Origin of the sequence: Streptomyces viridochromogenes DSM 40736, assembly GCF_000158955.1 — a bacterium.
GTDB lineage: Bacteria > Actinomycetota > Actinomycetes > Streptomycetales > Streptomycetaceae > Streptomyces > Streptomyces venetus.
Map to the genome: position 1 here is coordinate 2,816,068 of NZ_GG657757.1, position 9,621 is coordinate 2,825,688.

A 9,621-nucleotide genomic window follows, 5' to 3' on the forward strand; every position below is an offset into this window, starting at 1 on the left:
GAGGAGGCCGAGACAGCAGGCGCCCGCGCTGCCCGCGTGAGACCTGCCGTTCCCCGGCCATGAGTTGTCCATGGCCCGTCAACCATGCGCCCCTAGCGTCGTTTCCGCCTCCCCCCACGCACAACCCTGCCGTCGACCGGCGGCGGGGCGGTACGGCACCTCTGGAGTGAGAGTGGAACGTCGTAGCCTTCTGCGTGCGGCCGTCCTCGGCGGCACCTCGGCCGCGCTGGGCGGAACCCTGTGGCGCGGCGCCGCGTACGCGGCCCCCGCCCAGCCGGGCACCGGCCCCTACGGGGCGCTGGGCTCCCCGGACGCCAACGGCATCCGGCTCCCGAACGGTTTCACGAGCCGGGTGATCGCCCGGTCGGGCCAGCGGGTCGGCAGCACGTCGTACACCTGGCACAACGCCCCGGACGGCGGCGCCTGTTACGCCGACGGCACGGGCTGGATCTACGTCTCCAACTCCGAGATCAACCCGTCGGGCGGCGCAAGCGCGGTGAAGTTCTCCTCGACCGGCGCGATCACCGGCGCGTACCGCATCCTCTCCGGCACCCGCCAGAACTGCGCCGGCGGCAAGACGCCGTGGAACACGTGGCTGTCCTGCGAGGAGGTGTCCCTCGGCTACGTCTACGAGACCGACCCGTGGGGCACGAACGCGGCGGTGCAGCGCGCGGCGATGGGCCGCTTCAAGCACGAGGCGGCGGCCGCCGACCCGGTGCGCAAGGTGGTCTACCTGACCGAGGACGAGACGGACGGCCGCTTCTACCGCTTCGTCCCGGCCACCTGGGGCGACCTGTCGTCCGGCACACTCCAGGTGATGGTCGCGGGCAGCGCCACGAGCGGCTCCTTCACCTGGGCCGACGTTCCCGACCCGGACGGCTCCCCCACGGCCACCCGCTCGCAGGTCTCCGGCTCGAAGTCCTTCAACGGCGGCGAGGGCTGCCACTACGCGAACGACACCGTGTGGTTCACGACCAAGGGCGACAACCGCGTCTGGCAGGTCAACCTGCTGAACAACACGTACGAACTGGCCTACGACGACTCCCTCGTGGGCGGCACGGCCCCCCTCACCGGCGTCGACAACATCACCGGCGCCTCCTCCGGGGACCTCTTCGTCGCCGAGGACGGCGGCAACATGGAGATCTGCGTCATCACCCCGGACGACGTCGTCGCCTCGTTCCTGCGCGTCGACGGCCAGTCGGGCTCGGAGATCACGGGCCCGGCGTTCTCCCCGGACGGCACCCGCCTGTACTTCTCCAGCCAGCGCGGCACCACCGGCAGCTCCTCGGGCGGCATCACGTACGAGGTGACGGGCCCGTTCCGCTCGTAACCGCACGCCCACTCTTCACCTGACCATCACAAAATGGTCACCTCTCCCTCATCCCGGGCCGCCCGGACCTACGGTCATCCCTCCACGTACCACCTCTGGGGGGATGACCATGACCAATCCGTACACCGGCCCGCACAACAGCCCGTACCCCGCGCCGCCCATGCCGCGGCCCGGCGGACCGGCACCGCGCTGGGCCCGGAAGCGCTACGTGCTGCCCGTGCTGGGCCTGACCCTGTTCCTCGGCGTCGGAATAGGCGCCGGCGGCGGGGAGACCACCGCCGACGCGAAGCCCGCGTCCGCCGAGCCGCGGCCGACCGTCACGGTCACCGCGACGACCACGGCCACCGCGACCCCGCCCGCCGAGGAGCCGGAGCCCGCTCCCACCGTGACCGCCACGAAGACCGTCAGGGTCACCACCACGGTCACGGCCCAGCCGGCCGGGGGCGGGGGCGCAGGCTCCGACGACAGCGGCTCGGGCGGCTCCCAGGACGTCTACTACGGCAACTGCAGCGAGGTCCGCGCCGCCGGCGCCGCCCCGATCCACCGGGGCGAACCCGGGTACGCCTCCCACCTGGACCGTGACAACGACGGGGTCGCGTGCGACACGTGACCCCGGTGCGTCGGTGACCATCGGCACGCACGGCCGTTCCACCGGTTGGGCAGCTCGTTCCGGGCTGCCCGGCCGACGGAAGGAACACCACCGTGGACACGACCGTGCCCGTCCCCGACGCGCAGCCCGTACTGCCGCGTGCCGAGTGGGTCAAGACGCTGCCGCAGACCATCGTCGCGTCCTGCGTCCTGTTTCTCGACGCCGAGGACCGGATCCTGCTGCTGCGCTACGCCGAGGGCCAGCCGGGCGCCGGGCTCTGGGGGCTGCCGGGCGGGATGCTCGACCACGGTGAGGATCCCGTCGGCGCCGCGTGCCGGGAGGTGTGCGAGGAGACCGGCATCGTGCTCGACCGTCCGCCCCGGTTCCTCGGGTACGACCACCGGGCCGACGTGAAGGGCACGGGCCCGGTGATCGACTTCTACTTCTACGCCGGCCGCCTCACGGCCCCACCGTCCGTCCGGCGCAGCGCGGAGCACGACGACGACGGCCTGTTCGCCCTCGCCGACCTGGAGTCCACCGAGCTGACGCCCCGGCTGCCCGCCCTCACCGCCCTGCACACCGCCGCGCTGACCGGCACCGTCGTGTGCCTCCGGGAAGGACTGCCCCGGTGACCGCGCCGCGCCGCCGGGCCGTGGCCGTCCTGGCTTCCCTCGTGCTGTCCCTCTCGCTGTCCCTCGCCCTGCACACACCGTCGGCCGGTACCACCACGGGTCCCGTCACCGCCGAGGAGGTGCGGCGCGAGGCCGCCACGCTCCTGGAGACCGCCCGGTCCGTCAGCGTGCACGTCCGCGTGCGCGACGGGCGGCACGCCGTCGAGGCGGGCGCGGGGAGAGACCGTTCCCGGCACCGGCCGGCCCGTGCCGCGAGAGCGCGCACTTCCGCGCGGCCAGCGTCACGAAGTCGTTCGTGGCGGCGACGGTGCTGCACCTGGCCGCCGAGCGGCGGCTGTCCCTCGACGACACGGTGGAGCACTGGCTCCCCGGCCGCGTCCAGGGCAACGGCAACGACGGCAGCCGCATCACTCTCCGGCACCTGCTCCAGCACACCAGCGGTCTGTACGACTACGACTCCACCGAGCTGACGGGGAAGACGGCCCCGGACTTCGAGCGGCACAGGTTCGACCACATCAGCCCCGAGCGGATCGTCACCGCCGCGCTGCGGCACGCCCCAGACTTCCCTCCGGCCGACCCCGGCGACCCCGAGCCCCGCTGGAGCTACTCCAACACCGGCTACTTCCTCCTGGGCGCCGTCATCGAGAGGGTGACGGGACGCCCCTGGGCCGTGGAGGTGCACGACCGGATCGTCCGCCGCGCCGGCCTGCGCGGCACCCGGATCCCCGGGGACGATCCGCACCTGCCGAAGCCCTACGCGCGCACCTACCACCGGTTCGCCGGATCCGGTGGCTACACCGACACCACCGTCCGCAACATGTTCTGGGCCGGCCCCGCCGGAGCGCTGGTCTCCACCTCCCGCGACCTGGACCGGTTCTTCACGGCCCTGCTCACCGGCGAACTGCTGCCGCCCCGGGAGCTCGCCGCGATGCGCACCACCGTCCCCAGCAACGAGGAGCACCAGGAGTTCACGCCCGGGATGCGCTACGGCCTCGGCCTGATGCGGCAGCCGCTGAGCTGTGGCGGCAGCCGCTGGGGCCATCACGGCGACTTGGAAGGCACCTTCGTCAGAACGGGCTTCAGCGCCGACGGGAGGCGGTCGGTGGTCCTCACGGTCAACGGCCGCACCACCGACGACACCCGGCTCCTCACCACGGAGAAGGCCATGCAGGGGCTCATCGACCGGTTCCTGTGCCGCCGGTGACGACCGCTCAGGACAGCAGGTCCACGGCCCGCACCCGGTCCTGATGGATGAGCACGTCGAAGCAGCGGCCCAGCGCGATGTCGTACCAGTTCCGCTCCTCCGGGTACGAGGTGCCGACACTGCGGGTGGGCCGGGCCACGGCGAGCCAGGGGCGGGCCGCTCCCGGGGCGGTCCGCAGGTCCAGGACGTAGCGGTCGTGCCGGACCTGGTCCAGGGTGTGCTCGTTGCTGCCGGGAGGGGCGGGGTCGACCGTGTGGGTGAGCATGTGCGCCTCCTCCGGGTCGGTGGCCTTGAACGAGCCGGCGCCGAAGGTGAGTCCGACGCTCACGTAGCCGTCGCCGAGCCGGTCCCGGAGGACGGCGCCCTGAGTCCTGGGCAGGACCAGCGGGTCCTCGGGCTCGTAGCCGACGTGGTTGTTGTGACCGGACAGCAGGATCCGGTGCCCGGTGTGCTCACGCCACCAGACGACGTTGTCCGCCATGACCTCGTCCCGCCAGCGCATGGCCTCGGCGCGCTGCCGCGGATCCGCGAAGTCGAAGCCGTAGCCGGTGGCCGTCTGGTCGATCACCGTGGCGTGCCGCAGCACCTCGGCGAACCCCTGGCGCCCGGCCCCGCCACGCGGCTCCAGTGACCTCAGCAGCGCCAGTGCCCGTCCGGTCCGGGACGCCATCTCCTGCCGTTCGGCCAGCGGCCGGGCCAGGTACGCCTTCTGGTACTCGCCGGAGGGGGCGCTCGGCCGCAGCCCCCGGTACAGCTCCCCGAAGCGCGGCGTGAGGTCCGGGCGGACCCGGGCCACGTAGTCCGTCACCCGGTCGTACAGCTCCGGGCCGGTGTAGCCCCAGTCGTCGCCCATGAAGCGGACCGGGTCCCCCGGGTGGCGGCGGTTGTGGTCCCGCATCCACTCGACCAGCGCCAGGTTCTCGGCGGTGGGGTTCAGCGCGTAGGTGTACTGAAGGTCCTCGCGCATGATGCGCTCCGGGTCGCCCTTGCCGTGCACGACGTAGTCGTCGAGGCGCACCCCGGTGCTCCAGGCCGTCTCCAGGGCGAAGGTACGAAAGCCCCGGCGCTCCACCAGGTACCGGAAGACCCGTTCCTTCATGGTGAGGAACTCGTGCGAGCCGTGCGTCGCCTCGCCCATCCCCACCACGACCGCGTCCCCGACCGCCCTGCCGACCGGGCGGAGGTCCCCGGTGTCCCCGCCGGGCTCGGCGGTACGCAGCGGACTCGCGGCCCGCTCCAGCACGGGCACGACCGGGTCCCCCGCGGCGGCGGCAGGGGCCGGGGCGAGCAGGATCGACGCCAGAATGATGAAGGTCCATGGGCGCGGGCGCGGCATGACTGCATATGTGCCCCGACCTCGTCAGCCGGGCCGGGGCAGGCCAGGACCTTCACCTGGACGGGTGGTCCGGCACGCACGCGCCCGGGGGCACGTCAGTCGTCCGTCTGAAGCTCGATGTCGAGGATCTACACGAGGGAAGCCCCGACGGCGCGGGGGCGGCACCTCCGCACAAGGTGCCGCCCCGTTCTCCTCCGTACGCCGGAGCCGCCGCGATCGGTGAGGGTGGTCGGGGACCGCCGACGGCTCCGGGTTCTCGCGTGGCCCTGGGCGGGCCACGGGTCTAGCGGTGGTCGCTGCCCTGGGACTGGACCGCCGCCCGGCCCGCTTCCAGGCGGGCCACCGGGATGCGGAACGGGGAGCAGGAGACGTAGTCGAGTCCGACCTCGTGGAAGAAGTGGACCGACTCGGGGTCGCCGCCGTGCTCGCCGCAGACGCCGAGCTTGAGGTCGGGGCGGGTCTCGCGGCCGGCCTCGGCGGCCAGCTTCACCAGGGAGCCGACGCCGTCCTTGTCGATCGTCTCGAACGGGGAGACGCCGAAGATGCCCTTCTCCAGGTACGCCGTGAAGAAGCTCGCCTCCACGTCGTCCCGGCTGAAGCCCCACACCGTCTGGGTCAGGTCGTTCGTACCGAAGGAGAAGAACTGGGCCGCCTCGGCGATCTGACCGGCGGTCAGCGCGGCGCGCGGCAGCTCGATCATCGTGCCGATGGACAGCTTGAGCTGCGCGCCCGAGGCCGCCTCCACCTCGGCGATGACCTTGTCGGCCTCCTCGCGCACGATCTCCAGCTCCTGGACGGTGCCCACGAGCGGGATCATGATCTCGGCGCGCGGGTCGCCCTTGGCGGCCTTGCGCTCGGCCGCGGCCTCGGCGATCGCCCGGACCTGCATGGTGAACAGGCCGGGGATGACCAGGCCGAGACGGACACCGCGCAGACCCAGCATCGGGTTCTGCTCGTGCAGGCGGTGGACTGCCTGGAGCAGGCGCAGTTCGTTCTCGTGCGGCTCCTGGCGGGACTCGGCGAGGGCCACGCGGACGGACAGCTCGGTGATGTCCGGGAGGAACTCGTGCAGCGGCGGGTCCAGGAGGCGGACGGTGACCGGGAGGCCGTCCATCGACTCGAAGAGCTGCACGAAGTCCTGCTTCTGCAGCGGGAGCAGCTGCTTGAGGGACTCCTCGCGCTCGGTGTCCGTGTCGGCCAGGATCAGCCGCTCCACCAGCTCGCGCCGGTCGCCGAGGAACATGTGCTCGGTGCGGCACAGGCCGATGCCCTGGGCTCCGAAGCGGCGGGCGCGCAGCGCGTCCTCGGCGTTGTCGGCGTTGGCGCGCACCCGCAGGCGGCGCTTGCGGTCGGCGAAGGCCATCATCCGGTGGACGGCCTCGACCAGCTCGTCGGCGTCGTCGGCGCCCGGGTGCATCCGGCCCTCGAAGTACTCCACGACCGGCGACGGCACGACCGGTACCTCACCGAGGTACACCTTGCCGGAGGAGCCGTCGATGGAGACGACGTCGCCCTCCTCGACGACGTGCCCGCCCGGGACGGTCATCCGGCGGCGCTTGGTGTCGACCTCAAGCTCCTCGGCGCCGCAGACACAGGTCTTGCCCATGCCGCGGGCGACGACGGCCGCGTGGGAGGTCTTGCCGCCGCGCGAGGTCAGGATGCCCTCGGCGGCGATCATGCCGTCCAGGTCGTCGGGGTTGGTCTCGCGGCGGATGAGGATGACCTTCTCGCCGGAACGGGACCACTTCACGGCCGTGTAGGAGTCGAACACGGCCTTGCCGACGGCCGCGCCCGGCGAGGCGGCGATGCCCCGGCCGACCTGCTCGACCTTCGCGCTGTCGTCGAAGCGCGGGAACATCAGCTGCGCGAGCTGGGCGCCGTTGACGCGGGTGAGCGCCTCGGCCTCGTCGATCAGGCCCTGGTCCACCAGCTGGGTCGCGATCCGGAAGGCCGCGCCCGCGGTGCGCTTGCCGACGCGGGTCTGGAGCATCCAGAGCACACCGCGCTCGATGGTGAACTCGATGTCGCAGAGATCCTTGTAGTGGTTCTCCAGCGTCTCCATGATCTGCATCAGCTGGTCGTACGACTTCTTGTCGATCCGCTCCAGCTCGGCGAGCGGCACGGTGTTGCGGATGCCCGCGACGACGTCCTCGCCCTGCGCGTTCTGCAGGTAGTCGCCGTAGACGCCCTGTTGGCCGCTGGCGGGGTCGCGGGTGAAGGCGACGCCGGTGCCGGAGTCGGGGCCGAGGTTGCCGAAGACCATGGAACAGACGTTGACGGCCGTGCCCAGGTCGTGCGGGATGCGCTCCTGGCGGCGGTAGAGCTTGGCCCGGTCGGTGTTCCAGGAGTCGAAGACCGCGTGGATGGCGAGGTCCATCTGCTCGCGCGGGCTCTGCGGGAAGTCCCGGCCGGCCTCGGTCTTGACGATCTTCTTGAACTTGGTGACGAGCTTCTTGAGGTCGGCGGCCTCCAGCTCGGTGTCGACCGTGACCTTCTTGGCCGCCTTCGCCGCCTCCAGCGCGTCCTCGAAGAGCTCGCCGTCGACGCCGAGGACGGTCTTGCCGAACATCTGGATGAGGCGGCGGTAGGAGTCCCACGCGAACCGGTCGTCGCCGGCCTGCTTGGCGAGGCCCTGGACCGACTTGTCGGAGAGGCCGATGTTGAGGACGGTGTCCATCATGCCGGGCATGGAGAACTTGGCGCCCGAGCGCACCGACACCAGCAGCGGGTCGTCGGCCTGGCCGAGCTTCTTGCCCATGCGGGCCTCGAGGGCGTCGAGGTGGGCACTCACCTCGTCACGCAGTGCCGCCGGCTCCTCGCCGCTGTCGAGGTAGACCTTGCAGGCCTCGGTGGTGATCGTGAAGCCGGGCGGGACGGGAAGACCGAGGTTCGTCATCTCGGCGAGGTTCGCGCCCTTGCCACCGAGGAGGTCCTTGAGGTCCTTGTTGCCCTCGGTGAAGTCGTAGACGAACTTCACGCCCTCAACGCTCGCGGCCTGCTCGGCTACCGGGAGATCTTTGTTTTCCGACACGGTCTCGACTCCTCGAGGACGCGGTGGCTGCCCTGACGGCGAGGAACATACCCAGATCAAAGGCGTCTGGGTACGTCCACTCGTGCGTCATGCGCCTGTAACCACTCGTCCGCCAGCGGATCGAAAGTCAAGGCTCGGCAAGCGATCACGGGCGTATGTTTTCACTTCTTGAACGCAAGAACCTCTCTCAACCCCTCTGAGCGCTCATCTGAGCGGTGATACCGCACGCTTGATTTCGCTCGATGAACGATCAAACGATGGCACTCAGTGCCACCCTTTGGAGAAGTGCAGTCGCTCAAGATCCGCTCATCTGAGCGCAACCCTTATCAGGGGTGGCGAGAATCACGCTGCCACAGCTCGGCGGGTTTCACCATGCGGACGTGTCGCGCGACCGAAATATCCGTGTCACACCCCGAGCGCGCGCAGCCGCTCCTCGACCCGTTCCGGGGCGTAGAGATGCTCCACGACCATCGCACCGGCTCCCACCAGCCCGGCTCGCTCGCCCAGCCGGGACGTCACGACGTCCAGGTGGGCGGTGGAGCGGGGCAGCGCCCGCTGGTAGAGCAGTTCGCGCACACCGGTGAGGAAGGGAGTTCCGGCCAGATCCCCGGCGATCATCAGCACCCCGGGGTTGAGCAGGGTCACGACGGTCGCCAGCACGTCCCCGACCCGGCGCCCGGCCTCCCGGGCCAGACCGACCGCCTCGGGATGCCCGGACGCCAGCAGGTCCCGCACGTCCGAGCCGGAGGCCGCCGGCACCCCGGCCTCCGCGAGGCGCCGGGCCACCGCGCCACCGCTCGCGACGGCGGCCAGACAGCCGTACGAACCGCACCGGCACAGCGCCTCGGCGCCCTCCGGCACCCGGATGTGCCCGATGTCCCCGGCCCCGCCGTCGATGCCCCGGAAGACCGAGCCGCCGACCACGACCCCGGCGCCGATGCCGGTGGAGACCTTCACCAGCACGAAGGCGGAGCAGTCGGGGTACCCGGTGCGCTGTTCTCCGTACGCCATGAGGTTGGCGTCGTTGTCCACCAGCACCGGCACGGGATCGGCGCCGGCGTGCTCGGTGAGCGCCCGGGCCAGCCGGACCCGTATGTCGTAGCCGTCCCAGCCGGGCATGATCGGCGGCTGGACGACACGGCCGGTCTCGGTGTCGACCGGGCCGGGCACCGCGAGCCCGACGCCGCACACCGTCTCCGCCCCGTGTCCGGCCTTCTCCAGCAGCTCCGCGAACCAGCGGCCGAGCTCGCCGAGCACGGCGTCCGGCCCGTCCTCCACGACGAGGGTGCCGGAGTGCTCCGCGAGGATCTCGCCGGACAGCGACAGCACGGCCGCCCGCGCGTGCCGGGTGTCGAGGTCGGCGGCCAGGACCACCGCGTGCTCGTCGTCGAACTCCAGGGTGATGGAGGGGCGTCCGCCCAGCGGGGAGTCCACCGGCCCCCCGGCGCCCTCGCGCAGCCAGCCCGCGCGGAAGAGCCGGTCCAGACGCTGCCCGACCG

7 protein-coding genes are annotated in these 9,621 nt (G+C 71.6%); 4 read left to right on the top strand and 3 right to left on the bottom strand.

Features of this window, described 5'->3' with window-relative positions; all coding sequences use genetic code 11:
• Positions 1 to 172: 172 nt before the first annotated feature.
• From SSQG_RS12310 to SSQG_RS12325, 4 genes are all read left to right on the top strand, one after another.
• Positions 173 to 1,330 carry an alkaline phosphatase PhoX gene (locus tag SSQG_RS12310; RefSeq protein ID WP_003990082.1) on the top strand — a complete coding sequence of 386 codons (1,158 nt, stop codon included), beginning with the start codon at positions 173 to 175 and terminating at the stop codon, positions 1,328 to 1,330.
• A gap of 109 nt (positions 1,331 to 1,439) precedes the next feature.
• Positions 1,440 to 1,940, top strand: coding sequence for an excalibur calcium-binding domain-containing protein (locus tag SSQG_RS12315; RefSeq protein WP_039935007.1), 501 nt, complete (start codon positions 1,440 to 1,442; stop codon positions 1,938 to 1,940).
• Between the two features lie 92 nt (positions 1,941 to 2,032).
• The gene (locus SSQG_RS12320) at positions 2,033 to 2,551 is read left to right on the top strand and encodes an NUDIX hydrolase (RefSeq protein ID WP_003990084.1); all 519 of its coding nucleotides are present in this window, start codon (positions 2,033 to 2,035) and stop codon (positions 2,549 to 2,551) included.
• Positions 2,552 to 2,846: 295 nt separating this feature from the next.
• Positions 2,847 to 3,755, top strand: coding sequence for a serine hydrolase domain-containing protein (locus tag SSQG_RS12325; protein WP_003990085.1), 909 nt, complete (start codon positions 2,847 to 2,849; stop codon positions 3,753 to 3,755).
• 7 nt (positions 3,756 to 3,762) lie between these two features.
• On the opposite strand, the gene SSQG_RS12330 is transcribed toward SSQG_RS12325, so the two are convergent.
• From SSQG_RS12330 to SSQG_RS12340, 3 genes are all read right to left on the bottom strand, one after another.
• Positions 3,763 to 5,091, bottom strand: a complete 1,329-nt coding sequence (locus SSQG_RS12330; RefSeq protein ID WP_003990086.1) for an erythromycin esterase family protein — start codon at positions 5,089 to 5,091, stop codon at positions 3,763 to 3,765.
• A gap of 283 nt (positions 5,092 to 5,374) precedes the next feature.
• Positions 5,375 to 8,122 (bottom strand): pyruvate, phosphate dikinase, encoded by a 2,748-nt coding sequence (ppdK, locus tag SSQG_RS12335; RefSeq protein ID WP_003990088.1) that lies wholly within the window; start codon positions 8,120 to 8,122, stop codon positions 5,375 to 5,377.
• A gap of 405 nt (positions 8,123 to 8,527) precedes the next feature.
• Positions 8,528 to 9,621: ROK family protein (locus SSQG_RS12340; protein WP_063749159.1), on the bottom strand; the 1,094-nt coding region annotated here is incomplete at its 5' end.

What these genes read in the sequence shown, in the direction of transcription:
- SSQG_RS12315 (WP_039935007.1), top strand. Translation starts at nt 1,440, where the DNA reads ATGACCAATCCGTACACCGGCCCGCACAACAGCCCGTACCCCGCGCCG.
- SSQG_RS12330 (WP_003990086.1), bottom strand. Translation starts at nt 5,091, where the DNA reads ATGCCGCGCCCGCGCCCATGGACCTTCATCATTCTGGCGTCGATCCTG.